At 70.0% G+C, this 20,580-nt stretch carries 19 protein-coding genes; 10 read left to right on the forward strand and 9 right to left on the reverse strand.

The window, feature by feature from the left end; genetic code table 11:
- Positions 1 to 10 precede the first annotated feature (10 nt).
- The 5 genes from ACWD0F_RS28870 to ACWD0F_RS28890 are packed head-to-tail and all read right to left on the reverse strand — an operon-like array spanning position 11 to position 5,253.
- A complete protein-coding gene (locus ACWD0F_RS28870; RefSeq protein WP_449880707.1) occupies positions 11 to 424 on the reverse strand; it encodes a MaoC/PaaZ C-terminal domain-containing protein in 414 nt (137 codons plus the stop codon).
- Positions 424 to 1,338 carry a bifunctional MaoC family dehydratase N-terminal/OB-fold nucleic acid binding domain-containing protein gene (locus tag ACWD0F_RS28875; protein ID WP_449880709.1) on the reverse strand — a complete coding sequence of 305 codons (915 nt, stop codon included), beginning with the start codon at positions 1,336 to 1,338 and terminating at the stop codon, positions 424 to 426. The genes ACWD0F_RS28870 and ACWD0F_RS28875 overlap by 1 nt, the downstream gene beginning before the upstream one ends.
- Complete coding sequence (locus ACWD0F_RS28880) at positions 1,335 to 2,489, reverse strand: acyl-CoA dehydrogenase family protein (protein ID WP_449880711.1); 1,155 nt, start codon at positions 2,487 to 2,489, stop codon at positions 1,335 to 1,337. The genes ACWD0F_RS28875 and ACWD0F_RS28880 overlap by 4 nt, the downstream gene beginning before the upstream one ends.
- On the reverse strand, positions 2,489 to 3,562 hold the full coding sequence (locus tag ACWD0F_RS28885; protein ID WP_449880713.1) for an acyl-CoA dehydrogenase family protein: 1,074 nt from the start codon (positions 3,560 to 3,562) through the stop codon (positions 2,489 to 2,491). The genes ACWD0F_RS28880 and ACWD0F_RS28885 overlap by 1 nt, the downstream gene beginning before the upstream one ends.
- Positions 3,562 to 5,253: an AMP-binding protein gene (locus ACWD0F_RS28890; RefSeq protein ID WP_449880715.1), complete on the reverse strand. Its 1,692-nt coding sequence runs from the start codon at positions 5,251 to 5,253 to the stop codon at positions 3,562 to 3,564. Before ACWD0F_RS28890 ends, ACWD0F_RS28885 begins: the two co-directional genes overlap by 1 nt.
- A 187-nt stretch (positions 5,254 to 5,440) precedes the next feature.
- Between ACWD0F_RS28890 and ACWD0F_RS28895 the strand changes: the two genes are divergently transcribed.
- From ACWD0F_RS28895 to ACWD0F_RS28940, 10 genes are all read left to right on the forward strand, one after another.
- Positions 5,441 to 6,091, forward strand: a complete 651-nt coding sequence (locus ACWD0F_RS28895) for a TetR family transcriptional regulator (protein WP_449880717.1) — start codon at positions 5,441 to 5,443, stop codon at positions 6,089 to 6,091.
- Between the two features lie 127 nt (positions 6,092 to 6,218).
- Positions 6,219 to 7,154: an NADP-dependent oxidoreductase gene (locus tag ACWD0F_RS28900; RefSeq protein WP_449880766.1), complete on the forward strand. Its 936-nt coding sequence runs from the start codon at positions 6,219 to 6,221 to the stop codon at positions 7,152 to 7,154.
- A 120-nt stretch (positions 7,155 to 7,274) separates the two neighbouring features.
- On the forward strand, positions 7,275 to 8,507 hold the full coding sequence (locus tag ACWD0F_RS28905) for a helix-turn-helix domain-containing protein (RefSeq protein ID WP_449880719.1): 1,233 nt from the start codon (positions 7,275 to 7,277) through the stop codon (positions 8,505 to 8,507).
- Positions 8,508 to 9,218: 711 nt separating this feature from the next.
- Positions 9,219 to 10,208 (forward strand): sigma-70 family RNA polymerase sigma factor, encoded by a 990-nt coding sequence (locus ACWD0F_RS28910; RefSeq protein ID WP_449880720.1) that lies wholly within the window; start codon positions 9,219 to 9,221, stop codon positions 10,206 to 10,208.
- Positions 10,209 to 10,250: 42 nt separating this feature from the next.
- Positions 10,251 to 11,366 carry a steroid 3-ketoacyl-CoA thiolase gene (locus ACWD0F_RS28915; protein ID WP_449880722.1) on the forward strand — a complete coding sequence of 372 codons (1,116 nt, stop codon included), beginning with the start codon at positions 10,251 to 10,253 and terminating at the stop codon, positions 11,364 to 11,366.
- A gap of 23 nt (positions 11,367 to 11,389) precedes the next feature.
- Positions 11,390 to 12,427 carry an MBL fold metallo-hydrolase gene (locus tag ACWD0F_RS28920; RefSeq protein WP_449880724.1) on the forward strand — a complete coding sequence of 346 codons (1,038 nt, stop codon included), beginning with the start codon at positions 11,390 to 11,392 and terminating at the stop codon, positions 12,425 to 12,427.
- 25 nt (positions 12,428 to 12,452) lie between these two features.
- Positions 12,453 to 13,127 carry a FadR/GntR family transcriptional regulator gene (locus tag ACWD0F_RS28925; RefSeq protein WP_449880726.1) on the forward strand — a complete coding sequence of 225 codons (675 nt, stop codon included), beginning with the start codon at positions 12,453 to 12,455 and terminating at the stop codon, positions 13,125 to 13,127.
- Between the two features lie 97 nt (positions 13,128 to 13,224).
- A complete protein-coding gene (locus ACWD0F_RS28930) occupies positions 13,225 to 14,172 on the forward strand; it encodes a DNA polymerase ligase N-terminal domain-containing protein (protein ID WP_449880728.1) in 948 nt (315 codons plus the stop codon).
- A 180-nt stretch (positions 14,173 to 14,352) separates the two neighbouring features.
- On the forward strand, positions 14,353 to 15,630 hold the full coding sequence (locus ACWD0F_RS28935) for an ATP-binding protein (protein WP_449880730.1): 1,278 nt from the start codon (positions 14,353 to 14,355) through the stop codon (positions 15,628 to 15,630).
- Positions 15,624 to 16,079, forward strand: a complete 456-nt coding sequence (locus ACWD0F_RS28940; protein ID WP_449880732.1) for a GNAT family N-acetyltransferase — start codon at positions 15,624 to 15,626, stop codon at positions 16,077 to 16,079. The genes ACWD0F_RS28935 and ACWD0F_RS28940 overlap by 7 nt, the downstream gene beginning before the upstream one ends.
- Here the strand turns inward: ACWD0F_RS28940 and ACWD0F_RS28945 are convergent.
- Genes ACWD0F_RS28945 through ACWD0F_RS28960 form a run of 4 tightly spaced genes read right to left on the reverse strand, consistent with a single transcriptional unit; the run spans position 16,061 to position 20,539 of the window.
- Positions 16,061 to 17,050, reverse strand: coding sequence for an aldo/keto reductase (locus ACWD0F_RS28945; protein WP_449880734.1), 990 nt, complete (start codon positions 17,048 to 17,050; stop codon positions 16,061 to 16,063). The two genes, ACWD0F_RS28940 and ACWD0F_RS28945, sit on opposite strands and share 19 nt — an antisense overlap.
- Positions 17,050 to 18,039, reverse strand: coding sequence for an ABC transporter permease (locus ACWD0F_RS28950; RefSeq protein ID WP_449880736.1), 990 nt, complete (start codon positions 18,037 to 18,039; stop codon positions 17,050 to 17,052). Before ACWD0F_RS28950 ends, ACWD0F_RS28945 begins: the two co-directional genes overlap by 1 nt.
- Positions 18,036 to 19,487, reverse strand: coding sequence for a sugar ABC transporter ATP-binding protein (locus tag ACWD0F_RS28955; RefSeq protein ID WP_449880738.1), 1,452 nt, complete (start codon positions 19,485 to 19,487; stop codon positions 18,036 to 18,038). Before ACWD0F_RS28955 ends, ACWD0F_RS28950 begins: the two co-directional genes overlap by 4 nt.
- A 29-nt stretch (positions 19,488 to 19,516) precedes the next feature.
- Positions 19,517 to 20,539: a sugar ABC transporter substrate-binding protein gene (locus ACWD0F_RS28960; protein WP_449880740.1), complete on the reverse strand. Its 1,023-nt coding sequence runs from the start codon at positions 20,537 to 20,539 to the stop codon at positions 19,517 to 19,519.
- Between the last annotated feature and the right edge of the window lie 41 nt (positions 20,540 to 20,580).

Consider the following 20,580-nt stretch of genomic DNA (forward strand, 5'->3'; position numbering starts at 1 on the left):
TCTCCTTGGCTCAGGCGGCGGGCGGAAGGGTGACGGTGACGGTCGCGGTGGCGTGGTCGCCCAGGCTCACCTTGCCGCTCACCTTGACGGTGACCTGGCCGTCGTCGTTCGACACGACGGTGCCGGTGAAGCTGAGGCGGTCGCCCGCGTACGCGGGGACGCCGAGCTTGACGTCGATGCGCCTGATGACGGCTTCCGGCCCGGCCCAGTCGGTGACATAGCGCTCGACGAAACCCATGGTGGTCAGGATGTTGAGGAAGATGTCCTTGGAGCCCTGGGCGCGGGCGATGCCGGTGTCGTGGTGCACCGGGGTGAAGTCCATGGTGGCCAGGGCCGTGGAGACGACCACGGTGGGGGTGAGGTCGATGGACAACCCCGGCAGCACCGCGCCGATCTCCGCCTGGTCTTCGGTCAGCGTCCGCATCACGGCTCCCTGGGCGCCCACATGGGCAGGACGAGCTGGTCGTCCATCGCGTGGTACGTCACGCGCAACGGCATGCCGATGGCGACCTCCTCGATCGGGCAGCCGACCACGTTGCCGACGATGCGCACGCCCTCCGGCAGCTCCACCACGGCGACCACGAACGGGGTCTCGCGGCCTGGGACGGGTGGGTGGTGGTGGACGACGTAGCTGTAGAGGGTGCCCTCGCCGGTGGCCAGGGTGTGGGAGCGGTTGGAGGAGCGGCAGTGCGGGCACAGGGGGCCCGGCGGGTGGCGCAGCTCGCCACAGTCGGCGCAGGTCTGGATGCGCAGCTCGCCGGCTCGCACACCGTCCCAGAAGAACGCGGTGTCCTGGTTGACGGCGGGTCGCAGCGGATAAGCGGGCTTTTCCGCAGTGGCAGGGCGGTCGGTGGTTGTAAGTGGGCGAAATTTCAGGACTCGGAAGAGCATTTCGGTGACCGGCTCGTCGTCCTCGCTGTACCAGGTGACGTTCCAGGTGGCGAAGAACCCCACCCCCAGCGCCGTCCGCTTGGGCCCCGTCAGCCCCGCGAGCCTGGTCGCCGGCGTCAGCCGCTCCCCCACCCGCGCGTACCGGTGGTAGGTCTGCTCGCAGTTGGTCGCCACCACTCCGGTGTAGCCGCCGGCGGTCAGCTCCGTCATCAGGTCGTCCACCGGCGAGCGGTCCTTGCCGGACGACCGCAGCCCCTGCATGCTCCACACCTGCGCCATCGCCGGCGGGGCGAGCGCCCGGTCCAGGTAGACCGGATTGGCGTCGCCCATGGCGTCCAGCCAGTGCCGGATCATGGGCTCGTTCACCGGATCGGGCGCCGGGGTCCCGCGCACCTCTCCCAGCGCCGTCTGCTTGGCCGCGAGCTCGTGCAGCTCCTCGTCGGTCATCGCGGCGGCCTCGGCAGGCTCAGGCCGAGCATCGCGATCAGCTCCCGCTGCACCTCGTTGACCCCGCCCCCGAACGTCAGCACCACCGCCCCCTTCACGCCGTGGTCCATCCGTTCCAGCATCTCCGCCGTCTCCGGGTCGGACGGGTCGCCGTACCTCGCCAGGATCTCCCCGACGAGCCTGCCGGTCTCCTGCATGCGCTCCGAGCCGTAGATCTTGGTGGCCGAGGCGTCGGGCGCGCCGAGCCAGCCCAGGTCCATGTTGGCGGCGACCTGCCAGTTCAGCAGCTCGTTCGTGCGCAGGGACACCCACACCCTGGCCAGCGCCCGCCGTACGTCCTGGTTGTCCACCAGCCCGGTGCGGCGGGCCCAGGCGAGGAAGCGGTCGTAGGTCTGGCCGAGGTTCCCGGCGGGGCCGAGGGTGACGCGTTCGTGGTTGAGCTGGTTGACGATCAGGTCCCAGCCCTTGTCCACCTCGCCGACCACCATGTTCGCGGGGACGCGCACGTCGGAGTAGTAGGTGGAGTTCGTGTGGTGGCGGCCGTCCATGGTCACGATCGGGGTCCAGGAGTAGCCGGGGTCGTCCGTGGCGGCGATCATCATCGTGATGCCCTTGTGCTTCTTCGCCTCGGGGTTGGTCCGGGCGGCGAGCCAGATGTACTGCGCGTAGTGGGCACCGCTGGTGAAGATCTTCTGGCCGTTGACGACGTAGTGGTCGCCGTCGAGCACCGCCGTGGTGCGTAAGGAGGCCAGGTCCGTGCCCGCCTCGGGCTCGCTGTAGCCGATCGCGAAGTGGCACTCGCCGGCCAGGATGCGCGGCAGGAAGAGGTCCTTCTGCTCCTGCGTGCCGTACTCCATGAGGGTGGGTCCCACGGTCTGCACCGTGATGATGGGGTAGGGGACACCGGCCCGGGCGATCTCGTTCGCGAAGATCTGCTGCTCCAGGGCGCCGTAGCCGCCTCCGCCGTACTCCTTGGGCCAGCCGATGCCCAGTTTGCCGTCGCGGCCGAGGCGGCGGCAGTGCTCCATGTACGCGTCGCCGAACGGATCTTCGGCGATCTTCCTGCGGTCCTCGTCGGTGAGACAACCCTGGAAGTACGCGCGCAGCTCGTCCCGGAGCTCGCGCTGGGCGGGGGTCAGGTCGATCAGCATCAGACGAGCGCTCCGATCAGGTCCAGCTGGGCGTCGGCACCGCCGAGCAGGTGGGACAGGTGCCTGGCCTGGGCGAAGTAGCGGTGCAGCGGATAGGTCACGTCCAGCCCGAGGCCGCCGTGCAGGTGCTGGCAGGTGTAGAGCGCCTTGTACGCCTCGCAGACGTGGTACGCCGCCAGCGCCAGATCCTGCTCGGCCGGCAGCCCCTCGCCCAGCCGCCAGGCGGCCGACCACGTCGCCACGTCCAGCGCCCTGGCGGCGATGTAGACGTCGGCGATCTGCATGGTCACCGCCTGGAACTCGGCCAGCGCCCGGCCGAACTGTTTCCTGGTCCTGATGTAGGCGGTGGTCAGCTCCAGCGCCCCGGCCAGCACGCCGCCGGCCTGGGCGGCGATGGCGGCGGTGAACAACCGCCGGGCGTCGGCGACCGCTTCCGGCCCGGCCACCCGCTCGGCCGGGGTGCCATCGAGGGTCAGGGTCGCGGCAGGCTCACCCGTCGAAGTGAACGCCGCCGTCAACCCAGCCGTGGGCGTTCCCGTGGACCCGGCCGTTGGCGCGCCCGCAGACCCGGAAGACCCGGCCGTGGGCGTGCCCGCAGACCCTGCTGTGGCATCCGCGCCCGTCTCGGGTGGTGCCGCCACCAGGAACAGGCCCTCGTCGGCGGTGACCAGCACCGGCGCTCCCGGATACGGCACCGAGACCTTCCGCCCCGTGAGAGCCCACCCGGCACCCTCCGGACGGGCGGCGGTCAGCGGTGGATCGGCCAGTGCCCGGCCGGGCTCGCGCAGGGCGAGGGTGATCCGGCCCTCCTGGGCTCGCGGCGTGCCATGGCGGGCCAGGACGAGCGTGCTCACCAGCGTCGGCAACGCCGCGACCGGCGCGGCCCGCGCGCCCACCTCCCGCAACACCACGGCCATCTCCACCGGCCCGAGCCCGGCCCCGCCGGCCTCCTCGGGAACGCACACGGTCATGAGCCCGGCCTCCCACAGCCGGCTCTCATCCCCTTCCCTGGCCAGCACCTCGGCGGCCAGCTTCCGCAGCTCCCGCTGGGTCTCGTCCAGGTCGAAGTCCATCAAGCCTCCCATAGCCGTTGCCTGCCGTGCCGTACGAACTCCTCCTCGATCCCCTTGGCCTCCGCGTCCGTCAGCGGCCGGAGCCCGTCGGGGCTCCGCAACCAGACGGGGTCGGCGCAGCGCCACGCCTCGCGGGCGAGGAGCCGCTTGATGACCTTGTGCGACGGCGTCTGGGGCAGGCGATCAGAAACCCGGATGTACCGGGGTAAGGACTTGGTTCCGAGATCGCGCCGGGACGCGAGGAAGGCGGCGAACGCGTCCGGATCGAAGGCCCCCTCCAGGACCAGTGCCGCCATGACCTGATCGCCCGCCGCCGCGTCGGGCACCGGATAGACGGCCGCCTCGATCACCCCGGCGAACTCCCGCAGCGCCGCCTCGATGGGCGCGACCGCCAGGTTCTCCCCGTCCACGCGCAGCCGCTCGGTGCCGCGCCCGGCGAAGAACACGTACCCGTCCGCGTCCTGGTAGGCCAGGTCGCCGGACCAGAACGCACCGTCCCTGACCCGTTCCGCGTCCGCCTCCGGGTCGTTGTAGTAACCCTCGAACAACCCCAGCCCGGCCGTGTTCACCAGCTCGCCGACGGCCTCGTCCGGGTTGAGCAGGCGGCCGTTCTCGATGCGGCCCGGCGGGCAGGGGCGCGTCGAGAACGGGTCGAGGATCTGGACGCCCTCCGGCAGCCGTCCGAGGCAGCCCGGCGGCCCCGAGGGGTCGGGGGTGAGCGAGACGGCCGTCTCCGTCGATCCGAAGGCGTCGATCACGTAGCAGCCGAAGCGTTCGCCGAACCTCCTGGTCGCGACCGCGCTTCCCTCATTCCCGAAGGCGATCTTGAGCGGGTTGCGGGCGTCGTCGGGCTGTTCGGGGGTGGCCAGGACGTAGGAGAGGGCCTTGCCGACATAGTGCAGGTACGTACAGCCGTAGCGTCTGATGTCGGGCAGCACTCCCGAGGCCGAGAACCGCCTCCGCAACACCAGCGCGGCACCCGAGGCGACGGCGGGGGCGTAGGCGGCCATCAGGGCGCCGGAGTGGAACAGCGGCATCGAGCAGTAGACGACGTCGGCGGGCGTGAGCAGCGCCGCCAGGCTCGTCCCCGGTACGGCGATCTTGCGCTGCGTGATGCGCACGGCGCGCGGACGCCCTGAGGTGCCGGACGTGAAGATCAACATCACCAGCCCAGCCGGATCGGCCTCGGACACCTCACCAGGCACCCCGCCAGACGTCTCCTGTCCGGCGGCCGGCAGCGGCCGGACGCCCGCAGCCGGCGCGGACAGCGGCTGAACGTCTACACCCAGCGGCGCAACGTCATCACCGAGCCCAGCCAGTGGCAGGACGTCGACGCCCAGCGCCTCGGACACCGGCCGGGCCACCCCCGCGTACGGCTCGTCCGCCAGGAGGAGATCGACGTCGGTCGCGCGCGCGTCGCGGATCAGCTCGTCGGCCGACCGCGTCGGGTTGAGCGCGACGACCACGTGCCCGGCCAGCGCCGCTCCGCCCACGAGGAAGACCAGCTCGGGAACGTTCTCACTGAGCACCCCGACGTGCAACCCGGCCCCGCGCCCGGACAACCAGGCCCCGGCGGCCCGGCAGGCGGCGATGTGCGCACGCCACGACCACACCGTGCCGTCGAACATCAGCCCAGGTCGATCGTCCTCGGCCCGGGCGAGAAGCAGGGACGCGAGGGTGTTCGCGGTCATCGCCCCTCCAGCAAGCGCTAGGTCAGCCGAATCGCAAACTAGAACAGATTCTAATATCTGTCCAGTGTCACCCAATGCTGATAAGTCGCGATATATGGCTGTAACGCCGTGGACATGGGTCTATACGGCTTGTTTGTGACCCGCGAGTAACAAGCCGCGTTATCGAGAAATCAGATAACGTGTTCTTATGCGTACCACGCACGCGACATTTGCCGCGCCCTCAAGCGACACCGAGGGGACCATGGAGAGCCACCCCACACCGGTCGGGCACAGCGTCCGTACGCGTAGCCAGCACCAACGCCGCAAGCGCATCGTCCAGGCCGCGGCGGCGCTCGCCTCGCGCGGCGGAGTCGAGGCCATGCAGATGCGCACGGTGGCCGAGCGCGCGGGCGTGGCGCTTGGCACGCTCTATCGCTACTTTCCGTCCAAGATGGACCTCGTCGTGGCGGTGGTCGGCGAGGAGATCGACCTCCTGGAGAGCAGCATCGAGCGCCGCCCGCCCGGCGCCGCCACCCCGGCGAGCCGCGCGGTCGACGTGCTGATGCGCGCCACCCGGGGGCTGATGCGCGAGCCCGAGCTGGCCGACGCGCTCATCCGCTCACTGATCATGGCCGAGGTGCAGACGCCGTTCGGCGACCGCATGACGGGGCTGCTGCTGCGCGTCTCCGCCCGGGGCCTGTCGATCGAGGAGGCCAGTGAGGAGCAGCTCGACCTCGCGGGCTCCCTGGCCAGCGTGTGGGTGCAGGAGCTGCTGGAGATGTTGCGCGGCCGGCGCACCTACGACCAGATCCAGCGCCGCATCGAAACCGCCGCCGCCCGCCTCCTCTCCGACATCTGACCTCCCTGCCCGGCGCCCCCTCGCACGCCTCTCCCGCTACGTGGCGACCTGGCCCGATCTTTACGCATCATGACCTTTGGGCCACTCGCGAACCGTGCCCTGTCCGAGCACGCTGGACGGCATGAAGATGAAGGCGATCAGCCAGGACGCCCTGGGCGGCCCGGACGTGCTGAAACTGGTGGAGATCGACAAGCCGGCACCCGGCCCGACCGAGGTGCTCGTGCGGGTCGAGGCCGCCGGCCTCAACCCGACCGACTGGAAGAGCCGGCAACTCGGCGGCCTGCTGCGGATGCGGCCACCGTTCGTGCTCGGGTACGAGCTGTCGGGCGTGGTCGAGGACTCGGGGGTCGGCCAGGCGCTCTACCAGCCGGGCGACGAGGTGTTCGGGATGCTGAAATATCCAGACAAGAACGGCGCCTTCGCCGAGTACGTCACCGCCCCGTCCCGCCACTTCGCCCGCAAGCCCGCCAACCTGAACCACGTCGAGGCCGCCGGGATCCCGCTCGCCGGGCTGACCGCCTGGCAGGCACTCGTGGACGTCGCCGGCACGAAGGCGGGCCAGCGCGTGCTCGTCCACGCGGCGGCCGGCGGCGTGGGGCACCTGGCGGTGCAGATCGCCAAGGCACGCGGCGCGTACGTGATCGGCACGGCCAGCGCCGCCAAGCACGACTTCCTGCGCGGCCTGGGCGCCGACGAGCTGATCGACTACCGCACCGAGGACTTCGCCGAGTCCGTCCGGGACGTGGACGTGGTGATCGAGACGATCGGCGGCGACTACGGCACGCGCTCGCTGCGGACCATGCGCGACGGCGGCACGATCATCTCGCTCGCCCTCTCGCTGCTCGACCCGAGCCTGCACGCTCAAGCCGCCGAGCGGGGCATCCGGTCGGCGGCCATGCTGGTGGAGCCCGACTACGCCGCGATGCGGGCCCTCGCGGCGCTGGCCGAGGCGGGCCGGCTCCGGGCGGAGATCGCGGCCGTCCTGCCACTGGCGGAGGCCGCCAAGGCACACGAGCTCGGCGAGACGAACCGGACGACCGGCAAGATCGTCCTCACACTCTGACGCTACTCGATCATGCACGCCAGAAAGTGAGGGCGCGATCGCTTTGCGTGGCAATCCTGTCAGCCCTGCCGCCTACGCTGGCAAGGAGGGTGATAGCCGGACCTCGGGAAGGGTGACCCCATGACCCCCATCGGCACGAACATTCTGATCATGGATCAGGCGGGCATAGGCCCCCGCATCGCCGAAGCCCGCAAGCTCGCCGGACTGACGCAGGAGGGCCTGGCCCTGCTCATTCCCTGTTCCAAAAGCCTGGTGTCGCAAGTTGAGCGAGGCAGCAAGCCCGCCACGCCCTGGTACATCGCGGCCGTCGCCAGGGCCTTGCACGTTGACGTCACGGAACTGACCGGACAGCCCTACCGTGGGTCCACCGGACGGGCCGACCGGGCACATGCCAGCATCCCGGCCATCCGCGTCGCCCTCCACTACTGGGACGTACCGCCCGACCTGGAAGCGGAGCCGAGAGACCTCGACGCCCTACGGCTGGACGTGCGCAAGGTCGCCTCCCTCCTGGACCGGATCGACTACGTCGCACTGGGCAAGCTGCTGCCGGGGCTGATCGAGGAACTGTCCGCCGCCCTGCACGGAAGCGAGGGCGCGAAGCGCCGGACGGTGGCTGAGATGCTGATGCATGCGTTCATCGCGGCCAAATCTGTTGCCTACCGGCTGGGCTATGTCGATCTCACCTCGGTCGCCGTGGACCGGGCGACGCAGGCGGCCCGCGAGACCGATGATCCGGAACTGCTCGCCTACGCCGCCGAGGAGCGATCCCAAGTGTTCTTCGCCTCGGCGGCCTACCGTGCCGGTCTCGCCTTCCTCGATCGTGCTCACCGAGCATTCGACCCCTTGATATCAGGTAGCGAACCGGGGCTCGCGATCGCCGGCTCGATGCATCTGCGGTCCGCCATCCTGGCCGCCCGCATGTATCCACGCAGGTCGGATGCCTGGGAACACCTCGGCCTGGCACAGGAGTACGCCTCGCGCATCGGCCGTGACACCAACCATTACGGCCTTTCCTTCGGTCCGAGCAACGTGCGCATCCACGAGATAGCCGCCGCCGTGGAGCTGGAAGATCCTGATGAGGCGTTGCGGCGGAACGAAGGATTCGAGCCGTCTCGTGCCCTTCCTCCTGAGCGCTCCTCGCACCACTACATCGATCTTGCTCGCGTACAGCTCATGGCGGGAAGGCCGGATCGTGCCCTGGAATCCCTGAAACGCGCCGACCGGCTGTCGCCGCAACACACGGCATATCACCCGATGGCCCGCGAAACAGTCACCGGACTTCTGCGGGCGCACACGCGCATCCCAGAGCCGTTGCGCTCGCTGGCACGGCGTGTTCGATCGACGACCACGTAGGGTCAGGCCGGCAGGTCACACAGAGCGTGCGATTTTCGCGCCGGAGTCATCCCTAGCTTCGATGACATGCAAGAAAGCACCCTCACCGACGCCAGTTCCGACACCGAAGACCCGATCGGGCACGATGACGCGCTGAACACGGCCGTACGACTCCAGCGGGACTTGGGCCGCCTGGGGATCTCATCCGACGTCCACGACGGCTATGGCCTGGCACTGCTATCCGTATGGGTCGGGCTGGTCGTATGGTGCGACGGTGGGCGATTCTGGTGGCGTACAGGCTGGGACGCGAAACGGCGACGAGTCATCTATGCCGGGCACCCGTCCACCGACCCAGCTCAGGCCGCCCACCGCTATGCCCAGTTGTCTCACCCGCTCCCGACGCCGACCGTCGGAACACGGCCATGCCCGTGACATTGCAACAAGTGATCGACGCATATCCGAGCTGGCAGATTCACGACATGGCCGGAGGCTGGGCGGCGATCCGCAAAAGCCCGGTTCCCCGGGAAGCTGGGCTGTCCAACGTCCGCTGCGGGGCGACGTTGGACGAGTTGGCGGCGAACCTGGCGGCCGAGTCCAGGCCGAAAAGGGTCAAGCACCTTCGAGGAGCAGCCTGACAGACTGCGCGCACGACGCCGGACGTTGCGCCGGCAGAGCCGCACGGAGAGGAGGAAGCTCGTCGAATTGTCGGTGGCGGCGGTTATACAGAGGGGTATGACCGACAAGCCGACCAACGGGGACTTCCTCCGGCAGGCTGATCCGATGCGACGCGAGCTGCTCGCGCACTGTTATCGCATGATGGGGTCGGTGCACGACGCCGAGGACCTCGTCCAGGAGACCTATCTGCGCGCGTGGCGGGCCTACGACGGGTTCGAGGGTCGCTCCTCCCTGCGTACGTGGCTCTATCGCATCGCCACGACCCAGTGCCTGACCGCGCTCGACAGCCGCAAGAGGCGGCCGCTGCCGACCGGGCTGGGCGCGCCGAGCACCGAGGCGAGCGCGCCCCTGGTGCAGGACGGCGAGGTGCCGTGGCTGGAGCCCGCGCCCGACCACAAGACCGGCGTGAGCGCCGACGACCCCGCCTCGATCGTGACCTCGCGCGAGAGCGTCCGGCTCGCGCTGATCGCCGCGCTGCAGCACCTGCCGCCCAGACAGCGCGCCGTGCTCGTCCTCCGTGACGTGCTGCGGTGGAAGGCGGCCGAGGTGGCCGAGGCGCTCGACACCACCACCGTGGCCGTCAACAGCATCCTCCAGCGGGCCCGCGCCCAGCTCGCCGAGGTGTCGCCGAGCCTCGACGACCCGGTCGAGCCGCTGTCGCCGGAGCAGCGCGCCCAGCTCGACCGCTACGTCGCGGCGTTCGAGAGCTACGACGTCGACAGCATGGTGCACCTGTTCACCAAGGACGCGGTCTGGGAGATGCCCCCCTTCGTCGGCTGGTACCAGGGGCCGGAAGCGATCATGGAGCTCACCAGGACGCAGTGCCCGGCCCAGCGGGCCGGCGATCTCCGGCTGATGCCGATCGCGGCCAACGGGCAGCCGGCCTTCGCCGTCTACCTGCGCGAGGAGGGCGCCTACCGGCAGTTCGCCATCATGGTGCTCACCTTCGCCGGCGACGCCGTCCGGCATGTGGGGATGTTCTTCGAGGAGAGTTTGTTCGAGTCCTTCGAGCTGCCGGCGTCACTGGAGGCTTCCGCGACAAAGTAGAACGCGTTACAGTCGCGCCAGAGCATCGTTCTGGAGGCTGCCGTGGGCACACCTGTGATCGTCGAGGCCGTTCGCACTCCCATCGGGAAGCGTGCCGGCTGGCTGGCCGAGCTCAAACCGCAACAGGTTCTCGCCACGGCGCTGAACGGGCTGGTCCAGCGCTCGGGCATCGATCCCTCGGTTGTCGGGCAGGTGTTCGCGGGTTGCGTGACGCAGGCGGGCGAGCAGGGCGGGCACGTCGGGCGCCACGCCTGGCTCTATGCCGGGCTGCCGTACCAGGTGGGCGTCACGACCGTCGACGCCCAGTGCGGCTCGTCGCAGCAGGCGGTGCACCTGGCGGCGGCGATGGTCAGCGCGGGCGTGATCGAGGTGGGCGTCGGTTGCGGCGTCGAGGTGATGAGCCGGGCGCCGCTGGGCAGCAACGTCCGGCCGGCGCGGCCCAGGCCGGACGACTGGAGCATCGACCTGCCCGACCAGTTCACCGCCGCCGAGCGGATCGCGCGGCGGCGCGGGCTGACGCGCGAGCGGCTCGACTGGTTCGGGGCCAGGTCGCAACGGCTGGCGGCCAAGGCGTGGGCCGACGGCCGGTTCGAGCGGGAGGTCGTGCCCGTCGGCGAGGTCCGCCGCGACCAGGGATTACGCGAGACCACCGTGGAGGGCCTGGCCGGGCTCAGACCGGTGGCGGAGGGCGCGCTGCACACGGCCGGCACCTCGTCGCAGATCTCCGACGGCGCCGCCGCCGTGCTGGTGATGAGCGAGCAGGCGGCCCACCGGTACGGGCTGCGGCCACGGGCCCGGATCCTGGCGCAGGCGCTGGTCGGGGCGGAGCCGTACTACCACCTGGACGGTCCCGTGGACGCGACGGCCAAGGTGCTGACGGCGGCCGGGATGGCGATCGGCGACATCGACAGGTTCGAGGTGAATGAGGCGTTCGCGTCGGTCGTCCTGTCGTGGGCGAGCGTGCACAAGCCCGACCTCGACCGCGTGAATGTGAACGGCGGCGCGATCGCGCTCGGCCATCCGGTGGGCGCCACCGGCGCACGCCTGATCACCACGGCGCTGCACGAGCTGGAGCGCTCCGACTCGGCGACCGCGCTGGTCACGATGTGCGCCGGCGGGGCGCTGGCCACGGCCACGATCCTTGAGCGGATCGGCTGATCACGAACATCAACGGGGGATGCATGAAGTCCAGACGCAGGCCGTACGCGGAGCAGCGCCCGCAGGAGCTCGGCGGCGGGGTGTGGTGCGTGCCGGTGCCGATCCCCGGCAACCCGCTCGGCTACACGCTCGTCTACGCCATCGAATCGCCCAGCGGCCCCGTGCTGGTGGACGCCGGATGGAACCATCCGGACGCCTGGGAGGCGCTCAGCGGCGGGCTCGCGACGCTCGGCCTCGACGTGCGCACGGTGAGCGGGGTGGTCGTCACCCATTTCCATCCCGACCACGCCGGGCTCGCCGGGCAGGTGCGGGACGCGTCAGGGGCCTGGATCGCCATGCATGAGAACGACGCGGCACTGGTCCGGCTCATGACCGAGTACGCCGCCACCGAGCAGGACTTCTTCCAGTCCGACATGCTCAGACGGGCCGGCGCCGATCCGGGCGAGGCGCGGCAGGCGATGGCCGGCCGCCCGGCGCCGCCCGCGCTGCCCGACCGCGAGCTGCGCGACGGCGACCTGGTGGACCTGCCGGGCCGGAAACTGCGGGCCCTGCACACGCCCGGCCACACCCCCGGGCACATCTGCCTGCATCTGGAGGACGCCGACCGGCTGTTCACCGGCGATCACGTCCTGCCCGACATCACCCCGCACATCGGCATTTATCCCTATGACAGGGATGATATCGATCCGTTGAGTGATTTCCTGGAGTCCTTGGACCGGGTCGGCGAGCTGAGCCCGCTGGAGCTCGACGCCGTTGAGGCGCTGCCCGCACATGAATGGATATTTCCCGATGTGGCGGCGCGAGCCGTCCAGATCCGCCACCATCACGAGGAGAAGCTCGACCGGCTGCACACCCTCCTGACCCAGCGGCCGGAGCCGCTGACCATCTGGGAGGTCGCCGCGATGATGACGTGGAACAAACCATGGGACGACCTGGCGCCCGTGCTGAGAGGCATGGCGGCCGGGGAGGCCGCGGCCCACCTGCGCACCCTGGAGGCCAGGGGCCTGATCCGCCGCGTGATCGGGGTCGATCTGGTCCGCTTTCAGGCCCTAGACTCCTAGACATCCGATGTCTAGGGAGAAAAGCGTGGCGGTCACCGACGCGGCCATCGACAAGATCAAACAGATGATCCTCTCCGGCGAGCTGGCCCCCGGCGATCGGCTGCCCAAGGAGGCCGATCTCGCCGAGCACCTGGGACTGTCACGCAACTCGCTGCGCGAGGCCGTACGCGCGTTGTCCCTGATCAACGTGCTGGACGTGCGGCAGGGCGACGGCACGTACGTGACGAGTCTGGAGCCGCACCTGCTCCTCGACACCATGTCGTTCGTGCTCGACCTGCACCGCGACGACACGGTGATCCAGTTCTTCGAGGTCCGGCGCATCCTGGAGCCGGCCGCGACGGCGCTGGCGACCGAGCTGATGACCGAGGCCGACATCGAGGAGCTGCGCCTCATCCTGGTGTCGCTGCCCGACCAGCCCACGGTCGAGGAGCTGGTGGCCAACGACCTGCGCTTCCACCAGCGGATCGCGCAAGGGTCGGGCAACAGCGTGTTGTGCTCGTTCATCGAGAGCCTGTCAGGTCCGACGACCAGGGCGCGGATCTGGCGGGGGCTCACGCAGGAGGGCGCGATGGAGAAGACGAGGGAGCAGCACACCGCCATCTACGAGGCCATCGCCGCCCGCCAGGCCGACGTCGCCCGGTCGTGGGCGACCGTGCACGTGGCGGGCGTGGAGTCGTGGCTGCGCAAGGCGCTGCCCTGAGCCCCACCAGGAGGTCTGCTCAGACGATTGACCGGGACCGGCGGCAACGCCGCAGGAGCCGCTGATCCGGGAGAGCGCGAGCGGGTAGCACCTTCACGTGCCTGACAAACTGGAGCGATACCGGAGCAAGCGCGACGCCGAGCGCACCCCCGAGCCCGTCCCCTCCACGTCACCTACGGCCGGCGACGGCAACGCGTTCGTCGTCCAGGAGCACCACGCGCGGTCCCTGCACTGGGACCTGCGCCTGGAACGCGACGGGGTCCTGGTGTCCTGGGCCGTCCCCAAGGGCCTGCCCGCCGACCCCGGCACCAACCACCTGGCCGTGCACACCGAGGACCATCCGATGGAATACCTCGCCTTCCACGGCGAGATCCCCCGGGGCGAGTACGGCGGGGGCACCATGACGATCTGGGACGCCGGCACGTACGAGACGGAGAAGTGGTCGGATCGCGAGGTGAAGGTCGTCCTGCACGGGCGGCGCGCCTCCGGCCGGTTCGTGCTGTTCCAGACCCGGGGGAAGAACTGGATGATCCACCGCATGGACCCCCCGGTCCGCGATCCGCTCCCTGCGGCGGAGCCCATGCTGCCCTTGGAGCGCGCGCGGCCCCCGCTCGACACCTCCGCGTACGCCTTCGAGTTCGCGTGGGGCGGCAGGCGGCTGCTCGTCCCCATCGACGGCGGCCGCACCACCGCCGCCCGCGAGCACCCATGGCTGCGGGCCCTCGCGCAGTCGTTCGGCAGCCGCACCGCGCTGCTGGACGGGGAGCTCGCGACGCTCGGCGGCGCGGAGCTCCTCCTGTTCTACGACCTGCTGTACGACGACGGGCAGTCGCTGGTGGGCGAGCCTTACACGGCGCGCAGGTCGGCGCTGGAGGCGCTGAACCTGTCGAACGCCCACTGGCAGACGGCGCCGTCCTGGCCCGGGGAGGCGGGGGCGGTGCGGAAGGCGGCTCGGGAGCAGGGGTTGCCCGGGGTGGTGGCCAAACGCCTGGACTCGGCGTATGCGCCTGGGCCGTCGAAGTCCTGGCTGTTCATCCCGTCGTGAACGGTCACCGGCCCGACGGCCGCCAGGCCGGTGACCAACACGCCATCATCACGGCGTCCGATCGGACCTCAAGGTGCGACCAACACGACAGCAAGCAGGCGACCAATGGGACAGCAACCCGGCGACTAATGCGACAGCAACCTAGCGGCCAATGCGACAGCGATATGCCATTCTGAGGAGATGAGCAACACTCCGCTGGGCCGGCTTGTGCCACGGCACGCAGCGCGGGCGGTCAGCGAGGCACTGGACGACACGCGGGTCGTTCTCATCAACGGGCCCCGCCAATCCGGCAAGAGCACCCTGGTCCGTGTTCTCGCCAAGGGCCTGGCCGCCGAATGGCGCGACCTCGATGCCACAGCCACGAGGCAGGCGGCCCTGGCCGATCCGGATGGCTTCGTGGACTTCCCCGGTCTCATGGGGATCGATGAGATCCAGCGGGTCCCCGAGCTGTTGCTGGCGATCAAAGCCCAGGTGGACGGCGATCCGAGGCCGGGCCACTTCCTGCTCACGGGCTCGTCACGGCTGCTCGGCCTCCGCGATCTCCCCGACACGCTGCCTGGGCGAATGGAGACCATCGAGTTGTGGCCGTTCGCGCAGGGCGAGATCGACGGCGCCCCCGACGGCTTCATAGACGTCGCCTTCACTGAAGGGCCCGCCCTTCAGCACAGCTCCGAGGTGTCCCGCGCCGAATACGCCGAGCGGCTGGTGCGCGGTGGGTTTCCGGAAGCGGTCGCCCGCGACAACCCGCGACGCAGAGGGCGCTTCTTCGATTCCTACGTCAGCGACTTGATCGCCCGCGACGTACGGCAGCTTGCCGAGATCGAGCGTGCCCCGCAGATGAGAGCGCTCATCCGGCTCCTGGCCGCCCGCTCCGGGCAGTTGCTCGTCGCGAACGCGTTGAGCACGGAGCTCGGCGTGTCGAGCAAGACGATCAACCGCTATCTCGTTCTGCTGGAAGAGGTCTTCCTGATCAAGCGCATTCCGGCTTGGTCCAGAAACCTCAGCAGCCGGGCCATCGGCACGCCGAAGGTCGCGTTCGTCGACTCCGGGGTGGCGGCCAACCTCCTCGGGACCGATGCCCGCGGTCTCATCCGTCCCAACAGCGTCTTCGGCCCGCTGCTCGAAGGATTCGTCCTCATGGAGCTCGCCCGCCAGCTCACCTGGGCGAACGAGCGGGCCGAGCTCTATCACTACCGCACCAAAGACGGCACGGAAGTGGACGCGGTGCTCGAAAACCGGCAGGGACGCGTGGTCGGTGTGGAAGTGAAGGCGGCCTCCACCGTGCGCCCCGAGGACTTCAGAGGTCTGAAGCACCTCGCCGAACGGCTGGGGGACGACTTCGTCCTGGGCGTGGTCCTCTATACCGGCACCCAGACCCTGCCGTTCGGCGACCGCATGCGGGCCGTGCCCGTCGGCGCGCTGTGGGAGGTGGGACAGGAGATACTGCCTCGGTGCTGATTACTGAAATATCGCCCGCCGAGGATGCGCTCGGGGCTGAGTTGTTCTCCCTGCAGCGGGCCGCGTACGCCGTCGAGGCGGAGATCATCAAGGATGATCGCATTCCGCCTCTGCACGAGAGCCTGGACGAGCTCCGCGCGCAGCCCCTCAGGTGGCTCGGGGCCATGGACGCGGATGGGCGGCTGGCCGGTGCCGTGGCGTGGGAGGAGACGGCCGACGAGGTGGACGTCAACCGGCTGGTCGTACGTCCGGACGCGGCGCGGCGTGGGATCGGGCGGGCCCTGGTCAAGGAGGTCATGGCCAGAGCCGGCGAGCGGCGGGTCGTGGTGTCGACCGGACGCGACAACGTGCCCGCGCGCACGCTCTACGAGCGGCTCGGGTTCGTGCTGACCGGCGAGGTCGAGGTGATCCCCAGGTTGTGGATCGTGAGTTACGCCTTTCCCGCTTGAGGAGGTAGCAGGCCCTCCTCCGCCAGTTCGGCCCACAGCTCGTCTGGGACGGGGCAGGACCACAGGGCGGCGTTCGCCGTGACCTCGTGCGGGGCGCGCGCCCCCAGGACGACCGAGGCGACCGCCGGATGGCGCAGCGGGAAGGCCATGGCGGCCTGGGGCAGCGAGACGCCGTGTCGTTCGCAGACCTCGGCGATCCTGGTGGCCCGCCGTACCAGCGGCGCGGGGGCGGGCTGGTAGTTGTACGTGCCCGACGGCTTGGGGGTGGCGAGGATGCCGCTGTTGAAGACCCCGGCCGCCAGCACCTTGACGCCCCGGATCGCGCACTCCTCCAGGAGCGGCAGGCCCGACTGGTCGAGCAGGGTGTAGCGGCCGGCGAGCATGACGACGTCGATGCCGGTCTCCTGGACGAAGCGCAGGGGCGCCTGCCACTGGTTCATGCCGACGCCGATCGCCCGCAGCACGCCGTCGGCCCGCAGGCCGGCCAGGGCCGGGTACGCCTCCTCGATCGCCTGGTCCACGTGGTCGTCAGGGTCGTGGATGAGGGCGATGTCGATGGCCGGCAGCCCGAGCCGCGTCAGCGACTCCTCCAGCGACCTGCGGACGCCCCCGGCTGAGAAGTCCCACACGCGCGCGAGCCGGGCTGGCACGTCGAAGCCCTCGTCGTCGCGGTCGCCGGAGGTCCGCAGGTCGCGGCCGTCCCCGGATGGGGCCGGGACCAGCAGGCGGCCGACCTTCGTGGACAGGACGTAACCGGAGCGGCCGGCGAGCGCCGCCCCGAGCCTGCGCTCCGAGAGGCCCAGCCCGTAGTGGGGAGCGGTGTCGAACAGGCGCACCCCACTGTCCCACGCCGCGTCGACCGTGGCGTGGGCCTGCTCTTCGGAGACCGCCTCGTACAGGTTGCCGAGCGGAGCGCCGCCCAGCCCGTACCGGGGCAACTCGATCGCGCCGCGCCTTCGGCCGTGTCCCATCAGTCCTGTGCCTTTCCGCCCGCGATCCGGCTGATCATCAGCGCGATGAGGATGATTCCGCCGTAGATCACCGGCTGCCAGAAGCCCGAGACACCGATGAGCGTCAGAATGTTCTGCACCAGCCCGATCACCAGCACGCCGGTCAGCGCGCCGAGGATCGTGCCCTTGCCGCCGTCCATGCTGACCCCGCCGATGACGGCCGCGGCGAACACCATGAAGATCCAGCCCACGCCCTGGTTGTTGCCGATCGCGCCGAGCCGGCCCGTCTCCAGGATCCCGGCCAGCGCCGCCAGCATGCCGCCCAAAATGAAGACGCCGTAGAGCACCCGGTCCACGCGGATGCCGGCGGCGCGGGCGGCGTCGGCGTTGCCGCCGATGGCGTAGAGGGAGCGGCCCAGCCGGAGGTAGCCGAGGCCGAAGACGCCGGCCGCGAACAGCACACCGGCGATCCAGATGGCGGCCGGGACACCGAGCCACAGGGCGCTGCCCAGGTAGAGGATCGACTCGGGAAGCTCGAACAACGTCTTGCCCTCCGACGGCCCCTGCAGGAACCCGTGCACGATGATCAGCATGGCGAGCGTGACGATGAACGCCGAAAGCTGGAACCTGATGATCAGGAACCCGTTGAACGCGCCGATGGCCGCGCCGATCAGCAGCGCCAGCGGGATCACCAGCGTGCCGGGCAGCCCGATGCCGAACCCACCCGCCGAGACCGGGATCACCAGCATCACCGCGATGGCCGGAGCGGTGCCGACCGTCGACTCCAGCGAGAGGTCGAACTTGCCGGCGATGAGGATCATCGCCTCCGCCAGCACCAGGAGCGAGATCGCGGCCTGTTGCTGCAGGACGTTCGTCAGGTTGCCGGCCGTCAGGAAGGTCGGGTCCAGGAACGCGCCCACGACGAGCAGGAGCACGATCACCGGCACCAGCGTCAGGTCACGGAACCTGGTCAGCCGCACCCGGGGGGCCGGCGCAGTCAAAGTGGTCAATCTTCCATGCCTTCCATCGCGGCCACGAGCTCGTGGTCGGTCCAGCCACGCGGCACGTCCTTCACGACCCTGCCGTGGAACATCACCAGCACCCTGTCGCAGATGCGCAGGTCGTCGAGCTCGTCGGAGACCACCACGGCCCCCGCGCCCCGCTCGACCGCGTCCTCGACGGCGCCGAGCAGGGCCTGCTTGGCCTTGACGTCGACGCCTGCGGTCGGGTTGATCACGACCAGCACCGTCGGGTCGTCCACCAGCGCCCGCGCGAACACCACTTTCTGCGCGTTCCCGCCGGACAGGTCCCCGACGGGCTGATCGGGCCCTTCGGCCTTGATGTCCAGTCGCCGGATCATCTGCTCGGCCTTGGATCGGCGGCGGGGCGGGGCCACCAGGCCGTACCGGCCCAGCTTGCGGGCGATCGGGAACGTGGCGTTCTCGCCGACCGAAAGCAGCGGGACGAAACCCTCGTGGTGGCGGTCCTCGGGCACGAAGCCGAGCCCCGCCTTCATGGCGGCCGGGACGTCGCCCGGTCTGACCCGGGTGCCGTTGACCGTGACCGTTCCCGCGTCGGCCCTGCGCAGGCCGGCCAGTGTCTCGGCCAGGCCGACCTTGCCGCTGCTCGCGGAGCCGGCCAGGCCGACCACTTCGCCCGATGTGACGGAGATGTCGATGCCGGCGTAGCGACCGGCCAGCGACAGCCCCTCCCCTGCCAGCACCACGCGGTCGCCGGGTGTGCGGGTGCGGGACTCGTACGCCGTCGTGGCCTCCCCCGTCATCGCGGCGACCAGCTCGTCGTGCGGCAGGTCGGCGACCGGCCTGGTCACGACGTGCCGGGCGTCGCGGAAGACCGTGACGCTCTGGCAGATCTCGTAGATTTCGTCGAGGTGGTGAGAGATGTACATCATCGTGACGCCCTGCTCGCGCAGCGACCGCATGCGCGCGAACAGGCGCTCGATGGCCGGGCCGTCGAGCCTGGCGGTCGGCTCGTCGAGGATGATGAACCGGGCGCCGAACGACAACGCCCGGGCGATCTCCACGAGCTGGCGCTGCTCGACGCTCAGGTCCCCCGCCAGGGCCTGCGCGTCGACGTCCACCTCGTACGTGTCCAGCAGCTCGCGCGCCCGAACCCGCAGCCCGCGCCAGTTGATCAGGGCGCCACCGGCCGACTGGCGGTTGAGGAAGAGGTTCTCGGCGACCGTGAGCGCCGGGATGATGGTGGACTTCTGGTAGACGCAGGCGACGCGCTGCCGCCAGGCGTCGCGGTCGGCGAGGGCGGGCGCCGCCTCTCCCGAGAACAGCACCTCGCCCTCGTCCGGCCGCTGAAGCCCGGTGAGGATCGACACGAGGGTGGACTTCCCTGCGCCGTTCCGGCCCACGAGCGCGTGGATCTCGCCCTCGGCGATCGCGATCTCCGCGCCGTCGAGCGCGGTGGTCGGGCCGTAGCGTTTCACGACATTTCGAGCTTCAACGTGATTTTTCATCACTTGACCTGGTTGCCCCAGAGGGTCTTGTCGTCCACGTTCTCCTTCGTCACCAGCGGCGCCGGAAGCTGGTCCTCCAGGCCGTTCGGGAGCTGGATGATCGTGCTGCCGTGATCGGTCGGGCCCGGCTTGAACGTCTTGCCCTCGGCCGCCGCCTTGGCGTAGAAGAGCGCGTACTTGGCGTACAGGTCGGCCGGCTGCGAGACCGTGGCGTCGATGTCACCCTTGCGGATCGACTCGAACTCCTGCGGGATCCCGTCGTTCGAGATCACGAAGACGTGCTTGGGGTCGGACGGCGGGACGAGCAGGCCCTTCTGCTTGAGCACCTGCAGCGTGGGCGCCAGATGGACGCCGCCCGCGTGCATATAGACGCCCTTGACGTCCGGGTTCTGCTCCAGGCGGGTCTGCAACATGGACGCGGCCTTGCTGCCCTCCCAGTCGGTCGGCTCGCTGAAGACCGTGATGCCGGGGAACTTCGCCTGCATGCACTCCAGGAACGCCTCCGACCTGTCCCGGCCGTTGATCGAGCTGAGCGCGCCCTGGAGCTGCACGACCTTGCCCTTGCCGCCGAGCTGCTCGCCGAGGAACTCGCACGCCTTGGTGCCGTACGCGCGGTTGTCGGCGCGGACGACCATGTAGACCTGGCCCTTGTCCGGCCGGGTGTCGACGGTCACGACGGGGATCTTCTTGTTCGCGAGCTGCTGCAGCGTGTTGGCGATGGCGCCGGTGTCCTGCGGGGCCATGACGATCACCTTGGCGCCCTGGCCGGTCAGCGCCTGCACGTTGCTGACCAGCTTGGCCACGTCGTTCTGCGAGTTCGTGGCGGGCATGAGGTCCACCTTGAGCTCGCCGGCCATCTGCGGAACGTACTTGATGTAGGAGTTCCAGAAGTCGGAGTCGGCCCGGGGGTGGTCGATCCCGACCTTCCCGCCGCCGTCTCCTCCTTCCGTTGAGGTGCCTGATCCACATGCGGTGACGACCGCCAGGAGGGCCGCGACCGCGACCGCCGGTCCGAACTTCATGGGGGGTTACCTTCCTTGGTCGGCCGGCCCGAAAGTTGGCC

Source organism: Nonomuraea sp. NPDC002799 (genome assembly GCF_053592075.1).